Annotated in this window: 18 protein-coding genes; 9 read left to right on the top strand and 9 right to left on the bottom strand. The window is 69.0% G+C overall.

Going from position 1 to position 23327, the window contains the following annotated elements; translation table 11 throughout:
- Window positions 1-17 precede the first annotated feature (17 nt).
- On the top strand, window positions 18-761 hold the full coding sequence (locus tag ACYVF6_RS19530; RefSeq protein WP_460523277.1) for a DUF3159 domain-containing protein: 744 nt from the start codon (window positions 18-20) through the stop codon (window positions 759-761).
- A gap of 34 nt (window positions 762-795) precedes the next feature.
- Here ACYVF6_RS19530 and ACYVF6_RS19525 read toward each other — a convergent pair whose 3' ends face one another.
- The 4 genes from ACYVF6_RS19525 to ACYVF6_RS19510 all read right to left on the bottom strand — a co-directional run bounded on the left by ACYVF6_RS19525 (window position 796) and on the right by ACYVF6_RS19510 (window position 4861).
- Window positions 796-1572, bottom strand: coding sequence for a sulfotransferase family protein (locus ACYVF6_RS19525; RefSeq protein WP_460523275.1), 777 nt, complete (start codon window positions 1570-1572; stop codon window positions 796-798).
- Window positions 1573-1970: 398 nt separating this feature from the next.
- Complete coding sequence (locus ACYVF6_RS19520; RefSeq protein ID WP_460523273.1) at window positions 1971-2885, bottom strand: NAD-dependent epimerase/dehydratase family protein; 915 nt, start codon at window positions 2883-2885, stop codon at window positions 1971-1973.
- 5 nt (window positions 2886-2890) lie between these two features.
- Complete coding sequence (locus tag ACYVF6_RS19515; protein ID WP_460523271.1) at window positions 2891-3757, bottom strand: aldo/keto reductase; 867 nt, start codon at window positions 3755-3757, stop codon at window positions 2891-2893.
- Window positions 3758-3817: 60 nt separating this feature from the next.
- Window positions 3818-4861, bottom strand: a complete 1044-nt coding sequence (locus tag ACYVF6_RS19510) for a serine hydrolase domain-containing protein (protein ID WP_460523269.1) — start codon at window positions 4859-4861, stop codon at window positions 3818-3820.
- 302 nt (window positions 4862-5163) lie between these two features.
- Here ACYVF6_RS19510 and ACYVF6_RS19505 point away from each other — a divergent pair, with 302 nt between their 5' ends.
- The 4 genes from ACYVF6_RS19505 to ACYVF6_RS19490 are packed head-to-tail and all read left to right on the top strand — an operon-like array spanning window position 5164 to window position 10139.
- Entirely contained in the window at window positions 5164-7938 is a 2775-nt protein-coding gene (locus ACYVF6_RS19505; RefSeq protein ID WP_460523267.1) for a bifunctional YncE family protein/alkaline phosphatase family protein, read from the top strand.
- Window positions 7935-8882, top strand: a complete 948-nt coding sequence (locus tag ACYVF6_RS19500) for an ABC transporter ATP-binding protein (RefSeq protein ID WP_460523265.1) — start codon at window positions 7935-7937, stop codon at window positions 8880-8882. Before ACYVF6_RS19505 ends, ACYVF6_RS19500 begins: the two co-directional genes overlap by 4 nt.
- Window positions 8879-9685, top strand: coding sequence for an ABC transporter permease (locus ACYVF6_RS19495; protein ID WP_460523263.1), 807 nt, complete (start codon window positions 8879-8881; stop codon window positions 9683-9685). Before ACYVF6_RS19500 ends, ACYVF6_RS19495 begins: the two co-directional genes overlap by 4 nt.
- A gap of 7 nt (window positions 9686-9692) precedes the next feature.
- Window positions 9693-10139 (top strand): hypothetical protein, encoded by a 447-nt coding sequence (locus ACYVF6_RS19490; RefSeq protein ID WP_460523261.1) that lies wholly within the window; start codon window positions 9693-9695, stop codon window positions 10137-10139.
- A gap of 12 nt (window positions 10140-10151) precedes the next feature.
- On the opposite strand, the gene ACYVF6_RS19485 is transcribed toward ACYVF6_RS19490, so the two are convergent.
- On the bottom strand, window positions 10152-11441 hold the full coding sequence (locus ACYVF6_RS19485; protein ID WP_460523259.1) for a phospholipase D-like domain-containing protein: 1290 nt from the start codon (window positions 11439-11441) through the stop codon (window positions 10152-10154).
- A 153-nt stretch (window positions 11442-11594) separates the two neighbouring features.
- On the opposite strand from ACYVF6_RS19485, the gene ACYVF6_RS19480 reads away from it, so the two are divergent.
- From ACYVF6_RS19480 to ACYVF6_RS19470, 3 genes are read left to right on the top strand one after another with little or no spacing between them, the layout of a single operon-like run.
- The gene (locus tag ACYVF6_RS19480; protein ID WP_460523257.1) at window positions 11595-11915 is read left to right on the top strand and encodes a CU044_2847 family protein; all 321 of its coding nucleotides are present in this window, start codon (window positions 11595-11597) and stop codon (window positions 11913-11915) included.
- A gap of 13 nt (window positions 11916-11928) precedes the next feature.
- Entirely contained in the window at window positions 11929-13830 is a 1902-nt protein-coding gene (locus tag ACYVF6_RS19475) for a S1 family peptidase (RefSeq protein WP_460523255.1), read from the top strand.
- A gap of 2 nt (window positions 13831-13832) precedes the next feature.
- Window positions 13833-17063 (top strand): hypothetical protein, encoded by a 3231-nt coding sequence (locus ACYVF6_RS19470; RefSeq protein WP_460523253.1) that lies wholly within the window; start codon window positions 13833-13835, stop codon window positions 17061-17063.
- Here the strand turns inward: ACYVF6_RS19470 and ACYVF6_RS19465 are convergent.
- The 3 genes from ACYVF6_RS19465 to ACYVF6_RS19455 form a co-directional block, all read right to left on the bottom strand.
- Window positions 16962-17882 (bottom strand): carbohydrate ABC transporter permease, encoded by a 921-nt coding sequence (locus ACYVF6_RS19465; protein ID WP_460523251.1) that lies wholly within the window; start codon window positions 17880-17882, stop codon window positions 16962-16964. The genes ACYVF6_RS19470 and ACYVF6_RS19465 overlap by 102 nt on opposite strands.
- On the bottom strand, window positions 17879-18880 hold the full coding sequence (locus ACYVF6_RS19460) for a carbohydrate ABC transporter permease (protein ID WP_460523249.1): 1002 nt from the start codon (window positions 18878-18880) through the stop codon (window positions 17879-17881). Before ACYVF6_RS19460 ends, ACYVF6_RS19465 begins: the two co-directional genes overlap by 4 nt.
- A gap of 87 nt (window positions 18881-18967) precedes the next feature.
- Entirely contained in the window at window positions 18968-20344 is a 1377-nt protein-coding gene (locus tag ACYVF6_RS19455; protein WP_460523247.1) for an ABC transporter substrate-binding protein, read from the bottom strand.
- A gap of 464 nt (window positions 20345-20808) precedes the next feature.
- On the opposite strand from ACYVF6_RS19455, the gene ACYVF6_RS19450 reads away from it, so the two are divergent.
- Complete coding sequence (locus ACYVF6_RS19450; protein ID WP_460523245.1) at window positions 20809-22200, top strand: pectate lyase family protein; 1392 nt, start codon at window positions 20809-20811, stop codon at window positions 22198-22200.
- Between the two features lie 98 nt (window positions 22201-22298).
- On the opposite strand, the gene ACYVF6_RS19445 is transcribed toward ACYVF6_RS19450, so the two are convergent.
- Window positions 22299-23141 carry a 3-keto-disaccharide hydrolase gene (locus ACYVF6_RS19445; protein WP_460523243.1) on the bottom strand — a complete coding sequence of 281 codons (843 nt, stop codon included), beginning with the start codon at window positions 23139-23141 and terminating at the stop codon, window positions 22299-22301.
- Window positions 23142-23327 lie beyond the last annotated feature (186 nt).

The raw sequence follows: 23327 nt of genomic DNA, 5'->3' as shown, positions 1-23327 counted from the left end.
TCACGATGGAGTGTCCCGTGACGACGAACCCGGCCCAGAAGCAAGCGCAGAACCCGGCCCAGAATTCGGCACAGCCTGCCTCCCGGCGAAGCGGTATGAGCACCGCGCTCGGCTGGGCGATGACCATTGTCTTCAACGCCGTCCTGCCGTTCCTGACCTACGACTTCCTCGTCGACCGCGGCTGGCACCAGGCGACCGCGCTGGTCGCCACCGGCATCTGGCCGCTCGCCGAGCTCGGCCTGTCGTACGCGATCCGCCGGCACCTCGACGAGCTCAGCCTGCTGGTCCTGGTGTTCATCGGGCTGGGCGTGGTGTCGATGCTGGCGTTCAACAGCCCGCGGCTGATCCTGATCAAGGACTCGGCGGTCACCGGCCTGTTCGGCATCGTCACGCTCGTGTCGTTGTTCGCGCCGAGGCCGCTGATGTTCTACTTCGGCCGCCGGTTCGCCACCGACGGTTCGGCGGAGAGCGCCAACTGGTGGAACGGCCTGTGGCAGTACGCCGGTTTCCGGCGCACCCAGTGGGTGATCACTGTCGTGTGGGGCGTGGCGTACCTCGCCGAGGCGGTGTTGCGGATCGCGCTGACCTACGTCGTGTCGATCGAGACCATGGTGCTCGTGACCAATGTGCTGCCGTTGGCCGTGCTGGCGGTCCTGATCGGCTGGACGACGTTGTACGCCAAGCGGTCCCGCGCTCGCGGAGCGGCAGCCGCTGCCGCCGCAGGCACCCCCGATCCGGCGGCTCAGCCGTCGGCTTCCTGACCCGTGCGGCCGGCGCGCGGGCGAACTGCTGCTGTCAGGGCAGGTAGCCCCAGGTGGTGGCGAGCTTCTTGAGCTCGTCGGGAACCTGGCCGGAGTTGGGGAGTGGCCTGGGCGGCTGGACCTTGCCGGTGCGGATCTTCGTCGTCCAGTCGCCGAGCCCGGCCTTGATCCTGCCGTGGTAGATCCGGCCGTAGTTCTGCATGTCCGGATCCCAGGAGACGTCGAGGTGGGCGCACAGCTCGCGGGTCACCCGTTCGGGGTCGGCGGTGAGGTCCTCGTAGCGAACGACGTGCCCGGGCACGTTCTTGCGGGCCTCCTCGACTGGCTCGAGGTAGGCGAGCGCTTCGCGGATGGTGGCGGTGCGCTCCCGATCGGGCCGGGTGTCCATCAGCGACGCGAACACCGACGCCGGGTGGCGCAGCAGGATGACGAACCGGGCGTCGGGCCAGCAGGTGCGCAACCGGTCGGCGATCACGCTGTTCGACGGCGTCTTGTCGACGATGATCTGCTTGCCGCTGCGGACGAGCTCACGGTGCAGGAGCCGATCCCACAGCATGTGCTCGAGCTCCTCGTGGTCGAGGCCGAGCTCCTGGGTCGCCAGTTCGGCGTAGGGCTTGGCATGGGTGACCTGGAGCCATCGCAGGTGCAACTCGTGCGGAGCGTGGATGTCGGGATGGGTGTCGAGCATCATCCGCAGCAGCGTCGACCCGGAGCGCACGGGGCACATGATGAAGACGGGGGACCGAACCAGGCGCCGGTCGGCCAGCTCGGCCCGCTTGGCCAGCTGCTGATGCCGGCGATCCCGTCGCACGCGGCGTACGGCGCGATGAACGCTGCGAGCCGGTGCGAGAAGCCGTGGATGCTGAGCGGCCTGGAGCCGTGCCCAGGACGTCAGGCCGCCGGCGGGATTGGCGGATTTGCTGACTGCTGGCTGGTCCGCTGGCGGCAACGAAGACAACTCCACAGGCTTGGATCGGTGGCACAGGGGATGAGGAACGGATTGTAACGGGATGGTAAAGACCATAAGGGCCACCGAACGCCGAACGCAAGCCGAGATCATGCCCGATCCGGACAAAGTGCCCTGGCCTGATCCGGCGACCGCACTCCGGCCGCCGCCTCATCGCGCCGATTCGGTCCGCATGAGGGTGCCCGCGTGCAACAGGTTCGTGCGGCAGGCACCCTCAGCCGTGGGAACCAGGGCAAGCCCGCTCAGACCGGGTCGCCGGTTTCGGTGAGGTAGTCGCGCCAGGTGCGGGTCGGCCGCCAGCCGAGCAGGCGGGCGGCTTTGGAGCAGTCGATCGCGCTGGCGTCGGGGCGGGGCACCGGGCGCAGCTCGGTCGTGGAGGCCGGGAAGGCTGCCCGCCAGGCGGCATGCAGGTCGCGGCCGCCGACCGTGTCCGGTGCGGCGATGTAGAAGACCTCGTGGCCCGGCAGGTCCGACTCCACCGACAGGCGGACGGCCTCCGCCAGGTCCAGCACGTCGATGTAGGGCCAGCCGGCAGCCGACGGCACGGACTGGTCGCGCACGAGCGGGCCGAGGTTGCGGGCGTAGCTCGCCGCCTCCTGCACCCAACTCGGGCGGATCGAGACGCAGCGTACGTCCGACCGGCGGACGGCCGCGTCACACAGCTGTTCGCCGAAGACCTTCGACAGCGCGTACGGGTCCTGCGGGCGCAGCGGATGTTCCTCGTCGACCGGCAGATAGTCGGGGTGGAACGGGCGCTCGGCGAAGATGAAGCCCGGTGCCGTCTCGCTGGAGAAGTTGACCAGCCGGCCGACACCCCAACGTACGCAGGCTTCCACGATGTTGAACGTGGCCATCAGGTTGTTCTGGAACACGACGTGCGGCGCGTGCTTGCCGGGTGCCGGGATCGCGCCCGCGTGGACGACGGCCTCGAACGGGCCCGCCTTCGGCCCGTGCCCCGCCGACGCGCCGCCGACCAGCGCGTAGACCTCGCCGGCGTCGGTCAGGTCGGCTCGGACATACGGCGCTTCGCCGGCCGGGGGCGCGCCCCAGGTCGGCGAAGGCAGATCCGTCGCGACCACGGAATGCCCAGCTGCCTGCAGAGCGGGTACGACGGCGCGGCCCACCAGGCCCAGCGCCCCGGTCACCAGCACGCGCATCGGAGTCACGCCCCGGCCGCGTCGAGCGTACGGAACTCCTCGTCGGTCAGCCTCAGCGAAGCCGCCGCCACCGAGTCGCGGATCGTCTCCGGGCGGCTGGAGCCGGGGATCGGGAGGACGACGGGCGACTTGGCCAGCATCCACGCCAGGCAGACCTGCTGCGGGCTCACGTCCCGGGCGGCGCCGACCGCCGCGAACGCCTCGAACCGCGAGCCGAGCTCGCCGGCCTGGCTGATGCCGCCCAGCGGGCTCCACGGCAGGAACGCGATGCCCAGCTCGTCGCACAGCGCGAGCTCCGGCTCGCTGCTGCGGAACTTCGGCGAGAACTGGTTCTGCACCGAGACCAGCCGGCCGCCGAGGATCTCCTGCGCCAGCTTGATCTGCTCCGGGTTGGCGTTCGAGATACCGGCACGCACGATCTTGCCCGCGTCGAGCAGGTCGCGGATAGCGCCGACGGACTCGGCGTACGGCACGGACGGGTCCGGCCGGTGGAACTGGTAGAGCCCGATCGCGTCGACGCCGAGCCGCTTCAGCGAAGCCTCGCAGGCCGCCTTGAGGTAGTCCGGCCGGCCGTTCAACGTCCACGAGCCGTCGCCCGGACGCAGGTGGCCGCCCTTGGTCGCGACGATCACCGACGACGTGTCGCCGCCGTAGGACGCAAGCGCCTTGGCGATCAGCGACTCGTTGTGTCCGACCTCGCCGGCGTCGCGGTGGTACGCGTCGGCGGTGTCGATCAGCGTGACGCCGGCGTCCAGCGCCGCGTGGATCGTCGCGATCGAACGCTGCTCGTCGGGCCGGCCCTCGATCGACATCGGCATCCCGCCGAGCCCGATCGCGCCCACGCTGGTGTCTCCGAGACTGCGATTCTGCATGGATCCCAGCATTCCCCCCGGCGGCCCGAGCAGGCCAACAGAAGTAACTGCTCGCTGCGATCAGTCCGAGCGATCGGTGAGCGAGGCGAGCAGCCGTTGCCGCAGCGCACGCAGGCCGGGTCGCCGGCGCCCGCCGTAGATCGCGTTCGTCGTCAGTGCGAGATAACGGCCGCTCTCCGGTGCGAGGTAGAGGCTCGGCCCGGTGAATCCGTCGTGGTACGCCACGCCGTCGCCGGTGACCAGCCAGGCGAGCCCGCGCGCGAGGTCGTCGCCGACGGCCGAGCCCTCGGTCACTGTTGCCGGCGGCGGGACGTCGATCTCCCGCCGGACGCTGCGCAGCAGCCAGTCGTGCAACGGCGAGGTGTCGTCGAGCAGCCAGCCGGCGTACGCAGCGAGGTCGTGCGCGGTGGAGAACAGGCCGGCGTGGCCGGCCACGCCGCCGAGCAGCCGGGCGTTCTCGTCGTGCACCTGCCCCCAGATCCGCGGCGCGCCCGGCAGGAAGCGCTCGGTCGGCGCGACGTCCGGGGCGCGGCTCACCGGGCTGAACGCGGTGGCCGTGAGCCCCGCCGGACGCCAGACCAGCTCGGCGGCCGCCTCCTCGAACGGGCGGCCCAGCACCTGCTCGATCAGCAGCCCGAGCAGGATGTAGCTGCGGCTGATGTACTTGTGCCGCTCGCCGGGCTCACGCTCCAGCGGCTCGGCGCAGATCAGCTCGGCCAGCGGCCGCGAGTCGCCGCGGTAGAGGTCGAGCCGCGTGCGCGTCATCAGGCCGGCGGTGTGGTTCAGCAGCTGCCGGACGCTGACCCCGGCGCCGGGCAGCTCAGGCGGAAGGTCGGCGAAATACTTGCCGACCGGCGCCTCGAGGTCGAGGCCGGCGTGGCCGAGCAGTGGCCAGGTCGCGACGACCTTCGTGAGCGAGGCGACGTCGTAGACCGTGCCGGCACCGGCGGGCGTCGACCCGCACTCAGCAGCGACGATCCCGACCTGGACAGTGTCGGGCGCCGAGCCTGCCGAGCCGAATGCGACCACGGCTCCAGGCGCGCCTCCGCCGTCGACGAACTGAGTCAGTGCCGTCTCGATCCCCGCGCGCCACGCTGCCGACACGTTCCGCCTCTCCTACGAAGGTGACCTCCGGACGAACCTATCGAGGCAGCGCTTGTCCTCCGATCTTCAGGCCCCTCTGCCTACAAGGCGCTTAGGCGACCCTAAGGATTCGTTCGGCCTGACCAGATCTGGCCAGGGCGGTTCAACTTCCCTTCATCTCGAAGTCAGATGTATACGCACGTTGCCGTTCTACCGTCAAAAGCTGACCTGGCCGAACCACCTGCCGCCAGGCGAACCGCCGAAGGGTCGTCTAGCTCATGGATCTGGCAACACGCTTGCGGAGAAGGGCCTGGCGTCGCCGGGTGCTCTCCACCCCCGTCATCGGTGTCGTGGCGATCGCGGTCACTGCTTCGGTCGCGATCGCGGCCAGCGCCGCCGTGAACGAGAACAAGCCGCTCGGCGAGCATCTGGTCGGCCGGCAGGACGACGGGTCGGTGCTCACCGCCGTGAACGCCTACATCACGCCCGCCGGCGACAGCATCGAGCAGACCGGCCGTCCGATGGATCTGGAGATCAGTCCGGACGGGCGTACGGCGACCGCGCTCACCAAGTCCGGCAACGGCCTGTTCACGGTGTACGACCTGGTGAACAAGACCGTCCTCCAGCAGTACACCCCGCCGAGCGGTACGGGCAGCGGCAACGTCGGCGTCGGTGGCCTGCTCTACTCGGCGGACGGCCACACGCTCTACGCCACGCAGGTCGGCGACATCCTGAAGTTCGCCGTCGCCGACAACGGCACGCTGAGCAGCCCCACGGTCATCAGGCTCCCGGCCGACAGCACCGTCCCCAAGAGCCCGTCCGGCGCGGCCGCCCAGCCGCTCCCCAGCGACCTCGCCTGGGCGCCGGACGGAAGCCACATCCTCGCCGTGCTCGACGGCTGGGATCGCCTGGCCAGCATCGACGCCGCAACCGGCGCGATCACCTCCCAGGTCAGGACCGGGATCGCCCCACGCGACGTCGTGGTCGTCGGCAACCACGCGCTGGTCAGCAACGAAGGCGGCCGGGTGCCGGTCAGCACCGACTTCACCAACCTGAGCTACGACTCGCCGGTCGTCGCCGAGACGACGGACGGCCGCGCCAGCACCGGCACGGTGTCAGAGGTCGACCTGGCCACCAACCAGGTCGTCCAGACCTACACCGTCGGCCTCGACCCGAGCAGCCTGCTCGCCCACGGCACCGAGGTGCTCGTCACCAACTCCAGCGACGACACCGTGTCGGTCATCGACACCACGACGCGGCAGGTTACCCAGACGTTCAACGTCAACCCCCTGCCCGGCCAGCCGTACGGCAGCTCGCCGAACGCCCTGGAGTTCCTCGACGCCAACCACCTCGTCGTGAGCCTCGGCCGCGACAACGCGCTCGCGGTGTATGAGTACAACGGTGCGCACCAGGCGGCCGGCTTCGACGGGCTGATTCCCACGGCGTGGTATCCCGGCACCCTGCACTTCGACAACGCGCTCGGCAAGCTCGTCATCGCCAACCAGTACGGCGTCGGCGCGCTCGGCGCCGATCGTACGGTCAGCCAGGGCCCGGGCACGACGCCCGCCACCGACCACCACGTCTATTCCGACAAGGGTTCGGTCCAGCTGGTGGCGCCGCCCACGCCGCAGCAGATCTCGGAGTACACCGCCCAGGTCTTCTCCAACAACCAGTGGAACGGCCTCGCCGAGCGCAACGCGAAAGGCTCACCGAAGGTGGCGCCGAAGGCCGTACCCACCCGCGTGGGCGATCCCAGCACGATCAAGCACGTGTTCCTGATCGTGCGCGAGAACCGCACCTACGACCAGGTCCTCGGCGACGACCCGCGCGGCAACGGCGACCCCACCAACACGCAGTTCGGCCAGAACGTCACGCCGAACGCACACGCGCTGGCCAGCCGATACCCGCTGATCGACAACCTCTACTCCGACGGTACGAACTCCGCGACCGGCCACACCTGGCTGGACGCCGCGTTCATCAACGACTATCTCGAACGGTCGTACGCGAACTACGTGCGCAACTACGGCCAGCCGGACGCGATGGTCTACCCGAAGTCGGGATTCCTGTGGGACAACGCGATCTCGCACGGCCTGACCACGAAGGTCTGGGGAGAGTACGCGCCGTGGTTCACCACCCCGAGCGGCGCGAACTGCCCGGGTACCTGGGCGCAGTTCTACCAGGACTCCAGGATCCTGGAGGGCAAGGCGACCGGCGACCTGCACGTGCCGATGGGCTACTGCACCACGAAGTCGGACGTTCCGTCGCTCGACCGCATCCTGTCGCGCGACTACCCGAACTTCCAGATGAACATCCCCGACCAGTACCGCGCCGACATCTTCCTGCGTGACTTCGCGCAGTACAAGAAGAACGGCAAGCTCCCGGCGCTGAACATGTTCTGGCTGAGCAACGACCACACGCAAGGGCTGTCCGCCGGCTATCCGACGCCGACGTCGATGGTCGCCGACAACGACCTCGCGGTCGGCCGGATCGTCGACGCCGTGTCGCACTCGAAGTACTGGAAGGACACCGCGATCTTCGTGGTCGAGGACGACTCGCAGAACGGTGTCGACCACGTGGACGGACACCGCAACGTCACGATGATCGCGAGCCCGTACGCCAAGCGCGGCACGGTCGACAGTACGTACTACAGCCAGACCAACGTCGTCCGGACGATCGAGCAGATCCTCGGCCTGCCGCCGATGAACAAGCTCGACCTGGCCGCGGAGCCGATGTACAACGCGTTCACCAACGAGCCGGACTTCAGGTCCTACACCGCGCAGCCGAACCGCATCCCGCTCGACACGATGAACCCGTCGGCGGCGCAGGTCTCCGATCCCATGCAGAAGGAGTGGATCCAGTGGTCGGAGAAGCAGGACTGGTCGCAGGAGGACATGCTGGCGTTCGCTCCGTTCAACCGGATGACGTGGTACGCCACGACCGGCTGGAAACGCCCGTACCCCGGTGACTCCAAGGTGATGACGCCGCAGGAGGTGTTGAAGAAGTTCCCGCAGACGACCGCCCAGAGCATCACCGACCCAGACGACCTGGCCGAGAACCGGGCGCTGCTGCCGCACAAGGCAGCCAAGGGCGTGCGGTGACCGAGCCGGTCAAGCTGGGCGACCCGGCCGTGCCCGCCGTCGCCGTGACCGGACTGGTCAAGACGTTCGACGAGGTCGTCGCGGTCGCCGGGCTGAGCCTGCGCGTCGAGCAGGGACGGGTGCACGGACTGGTCGGGCCCAACGGCGCCGGGAAGACCACGCTCCTGTCGGTGCTGCTGGGTCTGGTCCGGCCGGACGAAGGGACCGTCCTGCTGTTCGGCCGGAGCCCTGCCGAGGAAGGGGCGCGGGCGCTCGACGGGGTTGGAGGCTTCGTCGAGAGTCCTGGCTTCTATCCGTACCTCACAGCGCGGCGCAACCTCGAGCTCCTCGCCGGGCTGGACGCGCCGGGAACGGACCGGCGGGCGCGGATCGGCGAGCTGCTGGAGCTCGTCGGCCTGGCCGATCGCGCGGATCGCAAGGTACGCGGCTTCTCCGTCGGCATGCGGCAGCGGCTCGGCATCGCCGCCGCACTGCTCCGCGAGCCGCGGCTGCTCGTCCTCGACGAGCCGGCCGGCGGGCTCGACCCGGCCGGTCTGCGCGACCTGCACGCCTTGCTCAGAAGGCTTTCCGCCGACGGCGTGACGATCCTGCTGAGCAGTCACGACATGGACGAGGTCGAGGATCTCTGTACCTACGTCAGCATCGTCAAGGCAGGCACGATCGTGTTCGACGGCACGATGGAGTTGCTGCGGGAGCAGGCGCCCGACCCGGCGTTCCGGATGTCGACCAGCGACGACTCCGCGGCGATCGACCTGGCCGAGTCGCAGGCGGGCGTGGCGGTCTCCGCGTCCGGCGGCGGTGGCCTGCTCGTCCGGGCGCAGCGTGAGAACCTCGACGCGTACGTCATCGAGCTGGGCAAGAAGGAGATCGCGGTCCGCGGCCTGGAGCTTTCGACGACCGCGCTCACCTCGTTGTTCTTCAGCCTGACCGAGGAGGCGGCGTGATCGCGGCGTACCGCTGGGAGCTGGTCAAGCTGCTGGCCCAGGCCAAGACCCGGATCGCGCTCGGGCTCTGCCTGCTCGGGCCGTTCCTGTTCGTGGCGGGCTTCCAGCTGCAGACGACGATTCCACGCGACACGTTGTTCGGACGCTGGATCGAGGACTCGGGGCTGTCGATTCCGCTGATCATCCTGGGCTTCACCGGGCAGTGGGTGCTGCCGGCGCTGACCAGCGTGGTGGCGGGCGACATCTTCTCCAGCGAGGACAGGTACGGCACCTGGCGGACGGTCCTCACGCGGTCGCGCAGCCGGGGCGAGATCTTCGCCGGCAAGGCGCTCACGGCGATCACGTTCGCGGTGGTGGCGACGCTGGTGCTGGGTGCGTGCAGCTGGCTCGCGGGCGTTCTGCTGATCGGAAGGCAGCCGCTGGTCAGCCTGTCCGGCACATTGCTGTCGCCGGGGGAGGCGACGGGACGGATCGCGCTGAGCTGGCTGACCGTACTCCTGCCGGTGCTCGGTTTCACGGCGCTCGCGATGCTGTTCTCGCTGGTGACTCGCAGCGGAGCGGTGGGGATCGGCGTCCCGGTGGTGCTCGGGCTCGCGATGCAGCTGCTGACGATGGTCGACCTGCCCGCGGGCGTCCGGATGCTGTTCCTGGGTGGGCCGTTCGTGGCCTGGCACGGCCTGCTGACCGAGCGGCCGTTCTACGGGCCGCTGCTCGAGGGCGCGGTGACCAGCCTGGTCTACTTCGCGGCCGGCCTGGCGGCGGTCTATGTCGTGTTCCGCCGGCGCGACGTGGCGGGGAGCTGAGGTCTCGATGGTACGACGGCTTGCCGGCGTGGTCGCCGGGCTCGCGCTGCTGGGTACGGCCGGCTGCGGCTCCCCGGCGATCACGGCGGCGAAGGTCGGCCACGCGGTGGCGCCGACGTTCGCCAACCTCTACTCCGTCCAGCAGTCCGTCCGGGGGTTGCGGGTGACACCGGACTCCCTGCACGCGAAGGCCGCCTGCCAGCGCGGTGGCCCGGAGACACCGGATGAGGGCCCGGGCCAGGACTGGACCTGCGCGATCACGTGGTTCAAGCACGGCCCGGAGATCGCGGTGGTGGCGTCGTACAACCTCCACGTCCAGGCCAACGGCTGCTACACCGCCGACGGCGAAGGCCCGATCGACCTCAACGGCCAGCCAACCGTCACCGCCGCCGACGGCGCGATCGTGACCAACCCCCTCTGGCAGTTCGACGGCTGCTTCGACATCACGAGCTGAACCGGAGATCGTCTAGCAGGCGATCGGGTCGCCGTTGGCGGGCTTTCGGAGTGCGTTGTCGCGGGCCGCGCGGAAGTTCGTCAGGTACTGCGCGAACACCGCCGGGTCCTCGAACTGCAGGATGGTCTCGTCGCTTTGGCGCAAGGAGTTCGTACTCCAGTTGGCGCTGCCCGTCCACACGATCCCGCGGTCCGGCACGCCGTAGTACTTGCCCTCGACCATGAGGTACTTCGAGTGCGTCCACACCGGATCGTCCGGGCAGTAGTAGCGCACCAGCACGCCGTTGTAGCCGCTCGACGTCGCCGCCAGCAGGTCGGAAAGCGACTCGGTCGCCAGCCCGTTGCCCACGGCGTGGTTCAGCACCACCTCCACGTAGCACCCCGCGGCGTCCAGCGCGACCAGCTTCGTCGCCAGGTAAGGGCGGCTGAAGATGTGCTGGTTGACGCGGATGATCGTGCGGTGGTTGTCGGACGTGCCGACGGTGGTGTTGCCGAAGCAGTCGATGTGGTCGAGGACGGTGTACATCGTGTCCTCGCCCGGGTCGCGGTACTGGTTGTCCGCAGACGCCGCGGCCCTTGGGAAGAAGTGGCTCTTGGCGTTCCCGTCGGTCACCGGCGGGCGGCCGGTGTCGTAGTAGTTGTTGTTGGCGCGCAACGCCGCCAGGTCACCGAAATAGCCTTCGTACGCCGTGAACGTCGCGTTGTGCCCGGTGAGGATCAGCGCGTTGTTGTAGCCCTTCGTACCGTCCCTGCCGTTGTGCAGGTTGGCCGACGACTGCACGACGACGTTCGACGTACCGCCGGTGCTGGAGAACAGGAAGAACTTGTTGTGGTTGATCGCGGTCACGCCGCCGAGCTGAAGCGTGCCGACGCAGCCACGCCCGGCCGGACACGCCATCACCCATGAGGACGCCGCCTTCGAGGTCCCGAGCCCTGCGACCAGCTGCGCCCAGACCGCCTTGATTCCCGCGCTCTCGTTGGGATCGGCCATCCGCGAGTCGAAGATCGCCTGGACGCTCACGCCCCGGTTCTTCGCCGCGACCAGTGCGGCCGGGATCGCGGGATCGTCGGCGTAGAACAACGAGACCCGGATCCGCGAGCCCACGGCCGCCCCGTCGATCAGCTGAACGATCCGGTTGACGATCGCCCGCTGCTCGGCGTCCGTCCCGGTCGGGTTGTTGAAGACCGCCTCCGTACCCACCGCGAGCGGACCAACCCCAGCCGAGGCGGGCCCGCCGACACCCGCCAGTACGAGCGCCGCTCCCGCCAGCAGCGAAGCCGCCGCGACACCGATCCTCCGCATCGCTCCTCCCTCCGGTCGAAGCCGTAAAGGACAGATTCCTTCGATGCAAAGGCTAGGCGGGTTAACTGTTAACTCATCCCGATCCGGCACCAAGCGGCCAGCAGGAGGCTTACGCTGAGCCTCAGTGTGGGTTCGCGGCAGTTGGGGGGATCCATGGTTCAAGAGCGTCCGATCAAGCTCGATCTCGAGGACGGCACCTTCCTGCTCGTCGTCGCCGAACAGGTCGGGCCCGTCCAAGTGGCCGACAAAGGCGTGGTTGCCAAGCTGGGTTCGGTCGTCGCGCCCATCGAGACGCTCAGCCGCAACGTACTCGACGCGATGAAGCGGGTCGGCCCGTCGAAAGCCACCGTCGAGCTGTCGTTCGGGCTGGCGATCGAGCAGGGACAGCTACTCGCGCTGTTCGGCCAGGGCAAGGGCGAAGCCAGCATCAAGGTCACGCTCGAGTGGGCCAAGCCGTCCGCCGAGAGCGGTTGACGGTGAACCGCCCATGGTGAACGCGATCACCGACCAGCGGATCGCCGAGCTGACCAGGCTGCTGACCTCCTGCACGGCCGCCGTCGTCTTCGACGAGAGCTATCTGGGCACTGCCTTCTTCGTCAACGACCATCAGTTGTTGACGTCCGCGCATGTCGTGCGGGACAACTACGGCGCGGTGCTCGCCGACCGTCTGATGGTCCAGCCGGTCGGCCGGCATCGCCGCGATGCCCTGGTCGCCCACTACGACGAGGCCACGGATCTGGCACTGCTCGAGGTGCGAGCCGACGAGATCGACTACGTGCAGCCGTGTGTGCTCCTGCATCGCGAGAACGACGGCGGCTCGTACCTCGTGGCCGGCTATCCCCGCGAGGATCACGCACCGGCCGGCATCGAGGCGTACGAGATCGACGGTCACCTCCGCCGCGACCTCGCCGGCGAGCCGGACCTCATCCAGCTGACCGGCGAGCGCATCACCTGGGGCATGAGCGGGGGGCCGGTCGCCGACCTGTCCACCGGCGCCGTCGTCGGCGTCATCCGGACGTCGAACGATCCGAACGACGATCGCGGCGGCAGCGCCGTGCCGATCAGCCATGCGGCGAGGCTGTTCCCGCGCGTACGCGACCTCCTGACCGGCAACCTGCCGTCGGCGATCGGCAGGTGGCGCGATTTCCTCGGAGAGGGCCACTGGCGAGGGCTCGGCCACACCTGGGAGCTGACCGAGCAGATCGACCTGCGGATCAGCGGCACGACCCGCGGCTGGCAGGTCGTTCTCGGCGGCGACGTGCCGTCGGAGTACGCCGTGACCGGGCGCGACCTCGGCGAGGACGTGGCCGAGGCGCTGTTCGCGTGGAGCCGGCGCGGCCGGCTGCGCCGGAAGGAGGAGGTCGAGCTGATCGGCCGCCTGCTGGCCGGCGCGCTGCTGCCCAAGGCCGTCGCCGACCGCCTGCGCCGCCTCGGCGACGCCGACCAGATCTCGATCAACCTGATCTTCGAGGGCCAGGACAACGGCGACAGCAAGCCGCTGGCCAACATTCCGTGGGAGCTGGCCGCGGTTCCGGGCGTCCCCGGCATGCGAACGAAGTTCCTCGCCTCCGAGCCGAAGTACCGCTTCGTACGAATCCCGAACGGCCAGGGTGGGGCAGGCCCGATGGCGCGGCCGGAGGACAAGAGCATGGTGCTGGCGGCCATCAGCCGCCCGGCGAGCTGGACCAGCTTCCGCAAGGTCGCCAAGCGCGACTGGCCTTCGGCCGAGGACATCGCCGCGGGTCTCGAACAAGCCGTGGAGCAGGGCAACTTCGGGTTCACGGCGATGGTGGGCCGCGTCACGCTGTCGGATCTGGACGACCGGCTGAAGGAACGGCCGTACGACGTCCTGCACTACATCGGTGCCGGCGGGATCTCCAGGGACAGCGGCGATGCCACCGCCTGGCTGACCGACGACCGTGGCGACCAGGCGGAGGAGCAGAGCCTGGCGGAGATCCTGGAGCTGGCACGGGAGGCGCGGGTCCCGATCGTGGTGTTCGAGTTCACCCTGCCGCCGGACGACCTGGAGGAGGAGCCGGTTCCGATCGGCTCGATCGTCGACGCGCTGCCCAAGGAGATCCGCGCGCTGGTGGCGACCAGCCTGCCCGTGCACCCTGGCCAGCTGCGCTCGTTCAACACCAAGTTCTACCAGGCGCTCGGCGCGGGCGCGGCCATCGATCAGGCGGTGCAGCTCGGCCGGTACGTCCTGCAGAGGGACAAGCCGATGAACGACTTCGCCGTGTTCGGCTCGTTCACGCTGATCACCGGAGACCCGGAACTCCGGCTCGCGAGCAGCGTGTCGCAAGCAGGGCCGAGCCGGCCCGGCCGGAGGCCGCTGACAACCGACCGGCCGCTCGGCCGGTCCGCGAGCCGCGGCACGGAGGACTGACCGTGCCGTCGCTGGAAGATCTGGTGCGCAAATACGCCGAACGGCTCGCCGGCCTGAACGTCGACAGCTCCGGTCTCACCGACGCGATCCGCGACGGCGTCCGCGTCGCGCGGGTACGCAACGCCGTGGCGGACCGCATCGACGAGCTGGGCAAGGCGCAGGCCGAGCTCACGTTGCTGCACGAGCAGGTGGAGCACGTCCGGAGGATCCTGAAGTTCACGCAGGAGGGGTGGCCCGAGCGCCGCGCCGAGCTGGCGGCGGCGTTCGAGGCGTCGCCGGCGACCGGGATGGCCGCCTGGCTGGACGACTGGCTCGTGGCCGCGAGCCAGGGCCGCTTCGACGCGCTGGCCAGGCTGACCGACGACATCGAGCTTCCGGACGCGATGGGCGTACTGAGGAGCCGGGCGCGGCTCGAGGCGCACGCGCTGCAGACCCTCGATTCGAGCCTGCCCGTACCCCTGCTGGAGGCGGGGGCGGCCGGGTCTCACGTCGGTGGCGCGAAAGGGCCGGCTCGCAAGACTCAGACGGGCCTCCGGCTGATCCTCGCCCGGCTCGCTCTGAACGGCCAGCCCCAGGAGCTGGACCTCTCCGACGCCCGGCTGGAGGACGTGCGCCGCTCGGTGTCCGCCGTCGCGTTGCGGTCGGCAACGGCCCAGCTGCGCGGAGACCGGGAGCTTGCCGACGACCTGCTCAGCCGCGCCAGGGAGCAGGACACCACCAACCTCGACGTGGCGTACGAGCTGGTCCTGGACGCCCGCGGCATGTACGGCCCCGGCATCCAGAGCCCGGACGGCTCCGGCTCGGTCGCCTCGCCGGACGACCTGACGTCCGACGGGTCGGCGGTCCAGACGACCGGCGGCGGACTGCCGGTACCTCTCCTCGACGACGACCTGGACGCGGCGATCGAGGCGGCCCAGGTCGCCGTCGACGCGTTGCCGTCGTTGCTCGACATCGACAACGACCTCGCGGTCCTGCTCACTCCGCCGGCCGAGCTCTGGGTCGCGGCCGCCAGGCGGGCGATGCGGGAAGGCGAGCCGGACCTGGCGGACTACGCCCTGCTCCGCGCGGAGGGGCGTACCCGGCCGGACGACTTTCAGCTGCTGGCGCTGATCTACGAGCTGCGTGACGAGAACAGCTCCGACGAGCAGGTGAAGCTGACAGCCCTGGCCGCTGCCGGCGACCTGCGGATGGCCGCCAACCAGTTCGACCGGGCCCGCCGCGACTTCGACCGGGCCAGGCGCCTGCCGGCCGAGGGTGACGCCGTTGCCCAGCAGCGGATCGTAGACCGGCTCTGGGCCGAGTGCGTCTGGACGCAGACGACCGGGAAGCCCTTACACACCGTACGAAAGGAGCTCACCGAAGCGCTCGGCGTGCTCCATGCCGCGCAGGCCGGAGTCGACCTGGCGGGCACGGAGTCCTGGGCGTACGTCGTCGAGCACCGCCTCCACCAGGAACTGTCGAGGGAGATCGGTCCGGCCGCCAGGCAGCAGCTGTGGGAGGGACTGCTCGCCGCGTGCCGGGCCGTCGCGCTCGAACCGGCCAGCGCGCAACGCTGGGCGACCCTGGCCGAGGCGGCCGAAGGGCTGCGCGGGCGGTACTTCACGGTGGCGGCCGGGCGCAGAGGGGTCGAGCTTCCGGCGCACCGGAACTACACCCTTCCGCGCTACGCCAACGCCCTGTCGACCATCGGCCGGTTCGACGACGAGGTCTACGACGGCTACGGCGAGGGCAGTGACAACTGGACGGAGTGCTTGCGCGGGCGGGTCCTGTTGTACGCCGGGCGTCCGGCCGACGCCGTCCTGCGGATGCAGACGGCGGTGTTCGACCCCGCCTGCTGGTGGGCGGCCGGCACCTACGTCGACGCGCTCATCCTGACGGGCCGGCTCGACAGCGCGATCGCGCAGTCGGCCGTCCTGAACGAGGGCCTGGGGCTTCGGGCCGAGGAGTACGACGGGCTGTGGCTCGCGGCGTACCTCGCCGAGGTACGCGGTGAGTTCGAGCAGGCGGCGAGTTGGGCCGGCGTACTCGCCGAGTTCGACCGGCCGAAGGGCTCGGGAACGGCGTGCAACCTGCTGGCCGAGGTCCGCCTGCTGCTGGGCGAACCGGGAGCGCTGGAGCTGCTCGGCCGGGATCTCGCGCTCACCAAGACCGAGGCCGGTCTGATGGACTGGGGCGTGGTGCAGCGGCCGAGACTGGAGGCACTGGCCCGGCACTATCAGGTGGAGCTGCCTTCGCTCGACGGGCTGGACGAGATCGTGGCCGCGCGCCTGGCCGAGGTGACCGGCCAGACCGATCCCGTGGAGAACCTCCGGGCGATCAACACCGACGACATCGACGCAGGCGTGGTGGATCAGGTCCGACGGCTGGGAGCCGTGCTCGCCCGGGTCGCCGAGGGCGAGGACGACGCGGCGACGGAGTTGCTGGCCGCCGTCGACCCCGAAAGCGCCGAGCATCGGTCGCTCGCCGCGTACCTCGCGGAGTCGCCGACGGCCCGGCTGGGCCGCGTCGTCGAGGCGGCGGCGCGCGACGGCGACCGCGCCGCCACCGCGACCGCGCTCCGGCAGCTCCTGGACGAACCGGACCAGGCGGCCGTAGCCGAGTCGGCCGCAGGTATAGCCAGGGAACCGATGGTCGGGGAGCTCCTGACCGAGCTGAGCCAGGAGGAGCCCTATCGCGACCTGGCCCTGCGTGCGCTCGGCGCACCGGCGAAGGAGTCGCACAGCGTCGAGATCGCCTTGCCCGTGGCCCTGTTCGAGACCGATGACGACCAACGGCAACCACATCTGGAGGCGCTCGACGTCGCCCTGACAGCGCTGGCCAGGCTCAACGGGGTCGACCTGACGGCTGCCTTCGGGGAGCTGGCCGATGCCGCGTCGACCGACTTCCTGGTCTGGGTCGACGGAGAGCTGTCCCTGGCCGGCGAGCTCGACCTGGGCAAACGCTACGCCCCGGCCGTCGACCTGTTGCCGGACTCGCTGTCCGGCCAGGCAACGGCTTCGGAGGGGCCGCAGTCCTTCGACGTGCCGGCCGAGGTTGTGCCGGCCGCCGGGCCGCTGGCCGGTCTGTTGACCTGGTCGGCTCCAGAAGCCGTTGCCCAGTTGGTGATCGAGGAGCTCGTCGAGCGAGGCAGGCTAGCCTTTGATGCTGCCGGCGAGCAGGCCGCGGACGAAGTAGCGTTGCAGGCTGAGGAAGACGACCAGCGGCACGATCATGGCGACGAACGCGCCGGCTGACAGCAGGTGCCATTCGGTGCCTCGCGTGCCGACGAGTTCGGCGACCCTGACGGTGAGCGGTGCGACGTTCGGCGTACCGCCGGCGAAGGTCAGTGCCACCAGCAGGTCGTTCCACACCCACAGGAACTGGAAGATCGAGAACGCCGCGATCGCCGGCACCAGCAGCGGCAGCAGCACCTGCAGGAAGATCCGGACGTGCCCGGCACCGTCGACGCGGGCGGCCTCGATCAGCTCGCGCGGCACCTCGCGCATGAAGTTGTGCAGCAGGAAGATGGCCAGCGGCAGCGCGAAGATCGAGTGCGACAACCACACGGTCCAGAACGAGCCGGCCAGTCCCCAGTCGACGTAGGTCTGCAGCAACGGGATCAGTGTGATCTGGATCGGCACGATCTGCAGCGCGAACACCGCGACGAACAACAGGTTACGAAAACGGAACTCCACCCAGGCGAACGCGTACGCCGCCAGCAACGCCAGCGTCACCGGGATCACGACCGATGGCAGCGTGATCACCAGCGAGTTGACGAAGTACGTCGAGAGCTGGGTGCTGCTGTCGAACATGACGGTGTTGTAGTTGTCCAGCGTCAGTTGCGGATCGCCGAGGAACGTCCACCAGCCGGTCGTCTTGAGCTGCAGCTCGGGCCGGAACGACGACAGCAGCAGGCCGAACGTCGGGATCGTCCAGAGGATCGCCAGTACGACGGCGATCGCCGACGCCCAGGGCGACGACAGCTTGGTCTTCGCCTCGGTGGCACGTCGCTCGGCGCCGGTCATCGCCCGGCCGCCGGTGACGGGCGCCTTGGTGGTGGGTAGGGCGGTCATCGAATTTCCTCCGCCTGACGAAGTTGCCGCACGTTGTAGACGATGATCGGAACGACGAGCACGAACAGCACGACAGCCAGTGCCGCGCCCAGCCCGGCGTTGAACTGCCGGAAGCTCTGCACGTAGAACTCGTTGGCCACCACGCTGGTCTCGAAGTTGCCGCCGGTCATGGTGCGCACGATGTCGAACACCTTCAGCGTGACCATCGCGATCGTGCTGCCGACCACGACCAGCGCCGGGCGGATGCTCGGCACGGTGATCGTGCGGAACAGCGTGACGCCGGCCGCGCCGTCGATCCTGGCGGCCTCGATGATGTCGTCGGGAATCGCCTTGATCGCGGCCGACAGCACGGTCATCGCGAACCCCGCCTGGATCCAGATCATCACCACGATCAGGAAGAAGGTGTTCCAGGGGTTGGTGATGATGAACTGATACGGCTCGAAGCCCAGCCAGACCAGGACCTGGTTGGCGAGTCCGATCTGCTTGATGCCCTGCTGGTCGGGCCGGTACTCGTAGATGAACCGCCAGATGATCGACGCGCCCACCATCGAGATCGCCATCGGCAGGAAGATCAGCCCCTTGGCCACCGCCTCGAACCGCGTGCGGTCGACGATCACGGCGTACACCAGGCCGATGAACGTCGACGCGACCGGCACGACGAGCACCCAGATCAGCGTGTTGCGCAGGACGAGCTGGAAGCCCTCCTGGCTGAACACCGTGATGTAGTTCTCCACGCCGACGAAGTTCTCGCTCGTACGGTCGAAGAACGACTGGTAGACCGTACGCAGGGCCGGATAGATCAGGCCGAACCCCAGCATCAGCACGGCCGGGCCGAGGAAGCCACCGGCGACCAGCCAGCGCGGGATCCGCCAGCCGAACCAGGTCCTCCGGTCGACGGCGACGAGGATCGCCGACATGACGATGACGAAGAGCAGGATCGCGAACAGCATGGCGAGCAACTTCTCGCCAACCGTGTCCGCGGTGAGTAGCCAGTCCACGCGGCTGTTCCCCTTTTACGTAAAGGTGAATCGGTACGCCCGGCCGGCGCGGGGCCTGAGGTCCGCGCCGGCCGGGAGCTCCGTTTTCTAGGGCCAGGCCTTCTCGATGGCGTCGAGAACGGCCTTGTCGGCCTTGTCGTTCGCGATCCAGGCGGTCATCTCCGTCCAGAACGCGGCAGCGCCGACCTCCGCGGGCATCATGTCCGAGCCGTCGAACCGGAAGACCGCCTTCGGGTCCTGCAGAATCTCCACGGACAGCTTGTTGATCGCCGTGTCGACGTTGGCGACGTCGAGGCCCGTGTTGGCCGAGATCCAGTTGCCTTCCTTCGCCTTCAGGTTCGCCCATTCTGCGGAGGAGAAGAAGTTCTGCACCGCCTGGACCTCGGGCCGGTCGGAGAACGCGGCGACGAACTCGCCGCCACCGAGCACCGGCTTGCCGAACTGGTCACCCATCGCCGGGAGGTAGAACGCGTAGACGTCGCCGTCCTCGGCCACCTTGGTGCCGTCCGGCCAGTTGGCCTGGTAGAACGACGCCATCCGGTGGAGGTAGCAGGTCCCTTGCAGGACAGGCAGTCCGGCGTCCTGGAACTGCGTCGACGCGATGGTCTTGACGTCGCCGAGGCCGCCGTTGACGTACTTGTCGTTCTTCAGGATCTTGCCGACCTCGGCCAGCACGTCGGCGACCTTCGGGTCGTTGAACGGGATCTCGTGGTTCACCCACTGGTCGTAGACGTCAGGGCCGTACTTTCGCAGCATGACGTCCTCGATCCAGTCCGTCGCCGGCCAGCCGGTGGCGTCGCCGGAGCCGATGCCCGCGCACCAGGGCTTGCCGCCGTCGGCCACGATCTTGTCGGACAGCGCGATCAGGTCGTCCCACGTCTGCGGGATCTGGTAGCCCTTGGCCTGGAACTGCTTCGGGGAGTACCACACGAACGACTTGACGTTGGCGCCGAGCGGTGCGGCGTAGAACGTGCCGTCGACGGTGCCGTAGCCCTTCCAGTCCTCACCGAAGTACTTGTCGACATTGGTGGCGGTTTGCTTTGGTGCGGGCTTGACCGCCTTGGTGTCGCGGACCAGCTTCTGCAGCAGGCCGGGCTGCGGGATGAACGCGATGTCCGGCGAGTTGCCGCTCTGGATCCGAACCGGCAGCTGCGCCTCGAACTCCTTGGAGCCCTCGTACACGATCTTGACGCCCGTGCAGTCCTCGAACGCCTTGTAGGCCTTCCGGAACGGCTCGTCCTCCGGCGCGATGATCGAGGTGTAGACGGTGACCTGTTTGCCTTTCAGGTCGCCGTAGCTCTTGTACGGATTGCACGCGGCGTTGCCGCTGCCCTTGGTGTCGCTCTTGGTGTCGCTGCCCGGGCTCGTGCTGTCGCCGTCTCCACCACAGGCAACGAGGACGAGCGCGAGCGATAGTGCGCAGGAGGTCGCGGCGATCCCGCGACGCACCGTGCGGTGATTCATGCTGGCACGCCTCCCTGGCGAGTTTGGTCGTGAGCGTGTCCCGCCCGGCCGGCGACGCGATTGCCAGAGGTGTCTGCTTGGTTCGGCAACTGCGTGGGAGCGCTCCCATTTGTCCTGTTGAGCTAGACCCTATCGGACGGGAGGGGCGAACGTCGGCCGCCTCCGCAAGGGAGGGGCCGACTCGTTATCCGAGCTCGGAATGGGAGGGGGAAGAGGTGCCGTGACAATTCCGGCAACCCTCCCGAATGGCGATGCCGACGCCGCCTCGCTCGGCGCCGGAGGCGACTCCGCCTCCGTGACGCCTTCAATGTCCACACGGTGGCCGCCATTGTCCACGCGAACGTGCCTAGCCTGGCCGGTAGGCGAGGAGCAGAACTGTACGCATATGGAGGGATAGCGCTTACCAGCAGGATGCGAATGTTCTGCCACCGCAGAGCGACGACACCTTCCTCCGGAGATGAAAGATGCGCCTCAGACCTGTCCTCGTGTGCGCCAGCCTCTTGACCGGCGTACTCGTTCTCCAGTCCCAGCCCGCCGCGTTCGGTGCGCCGACGCGGTACGAAGCCGAGAGCTCACCGGCGATCTGCACCGGCACCGTCGACAGCAACCATTCCGGCTTCTCCGGCTCGGGTTTCTGCAACGGCGACAACGCCACCGGCGCGTTCGCGCAGTTCACCGTCAACGCCGCGGCCGCCGGCACCGCCACCCTCGGCGTGCGGTTCGCCAACGGCACCACGGCCGCCCGCCCGGCCGGCCTGATCGTCAACGGGTCGACCGTTCAGACGCCGTCGTTCGAAGGCACGAGCACCTGGACCAACTGGACGACCAAGACCCTGACGGTCTCCGTGAACGCCGGGAGCAACACCATCCGGCTCAACCCCACGACGGCGAACGGCCTGCCCAACGTGGACTTTCTCGACTTCGAGGCCGGCGGCACGACGCCACCTCCGCCACCGCCCGGCGGCATCGTCGGCTGGGCCACCCAGGGAGGCGGCACCACAGGCGGTGCCGGCGGAACGACCGTCACCGTGAGCACGTTCACCGACTTCCGGACCCAGGCGCAGAGCTCCGGCGCGAAGACGATCCTGGTCAACGGCATGCTCAGCGGCTCGGACACCGTTGAGATCAACTCGAACAAGACGATCCGCGGCGTGGGCGCGAGCTCCGGCGTCACCGGCGCCACCCTCAACATCGAGGACATGAGCCCGGCCAACGTCATCCTGCAGAACCTCAACCTGCGGGGAGTCGTGGGCACCGACACGATCCAGATCGAGAACGCCACCAACATCTGGATCGACCACAACACGCTGCAGAGCACGATCGAGGACGATCCCGACTTCTACGACGGCCTGATCGACTGCACCCACGCCTGCGACTACGTCACCGTGTCGTGGAACATCATCCGCAACCACTGGAAGACCTCACTGGTCGGCCACTCCGACAGCAACGCCGGCGAGGACGTGGGGCACCTGAGGATCACCTACCACCACAACTGGTTCGACACGACGTTCGAGCGCTCGCCGCGCGTCCGTTTCGGCGAGACCGTGCACGTCTTCAACAACTACTACCTGCACATCAGGCACGACAGCGCTTCGTACGCCATCGCCTCGGTGATGAACGCCGGAACGCTGGTCGAGGGCAACGTCTTCGAGGACGTGCAGCAGGCCTGCTGGTCGGCCAGCGGCTACGCCGACTCCGACCCGGGCCGGCTGGTGGCGCGCAACAACATCCTCACCAACTCCGGACCGTGCGAGACCAACGGCTCGGTGGCGTCCCTCCCGTACAGCTACCAGCTCGACGACGTGAACAACGTCAAGTCGGTCGTCACGTCCGGCGCCGGCGCGGGCAGGCTGTAGCCGCGCTCTCGCGCTGAACGCGGAAGGACCGGGCCTGCGACCCAACGCCGCGCGGTCGCAGGCCCCGCCGTACGTCCAGCGCCTAGCGCGCCCAGCAGTCAGCCGCGGAGCTCGCGGATCCGGATCCCGCGCCAGCGGCAGGCGGCGCCGCGGCCCCACCGGGACTCACCGAACCGCTGGTCGTTGTCGTGCACCTCGAGCGCGATGTGCCCCTCCGGGCCGAGTGCCGCCGCCACGGCGTCCGGGTCGTAGTCCGGCGAGTCGATCCTCGACGTGTCGAGCTCGGCGATCTTCACGTCGTTGACCCAGGTCGTGATCCGCGGCAGTGCGCCGCCCGCACAGTGGATGCGCAGCTCGTTCCAGTCCGCCCACCGCCAGGCCGCGAGGAACTCCTCGACGCCCGCGGCGTAGTCGAGCCGGTCGATCTTCTCCTGCGTAACCGGCTCGACGCTCGTCGCCGGGTCGTCGGCACGCAGCCCGGCCGGGCGACCGTCCTCGCCGATGATCGCGTCGACGGCGAACGGTACGGCGGAGAAGCTCGCGAGCCCGTTGCCGAAGAACCCGCCGATGCCACCCGACGGCCGATGGTCGAGGAGCACCTGGAAACCTTCCCAGCCGTCGCGCCGGCGGTGGATCATCACACCGGTGTCGGCCGGCCAGTCCGGCCTGGCCTCCAGTACGAGCTCGAAATCGCCGTACGCGCGCTCGCTGACCAGGTAGCCGCCCCAGCCGGGCGCGTCCGGGTCCTGCCGGCCCACGATCGTGCCGTCCTCGACGCTCCAGACGGCCGGATGCTCGGCTGCCCGCTCGTTGTAGTCGTCGCGAACGCCGTAGGCGTCAAGGACGCGTGGACCGCCCGGCCACACCGTGCCGTACGTCCGCGGCGCCGCGAACCACCCGTCGAGACTCTCGCCGTCGAACAGCGATATCCATTCGCTCATGCCACTGCCCTTCCTCTCCCTGGGAGGCTTTCACAGGAGTCCGGGCTGTCGATCGTCACCTACACCTGCGAGCCCGGCACACTCTCCGCCGATGCCATCGCGTTGCCGGCCACGTTGACAGCGCCGGCCCCGGCCCCTCCCTCGCTCGCGGACCAGGCCTGCCCTCGTTGGCGTTTCCACGTGCGC

The sequence above is a fragment of the Flindersiella endophytica genome (genome assembly GCF_054779015.1).
The sequence above is the reverse complement of the archived record's forward strand: the minus strand, read 5'-3'. Positions and strand labels throughout refer to the sequence as shown.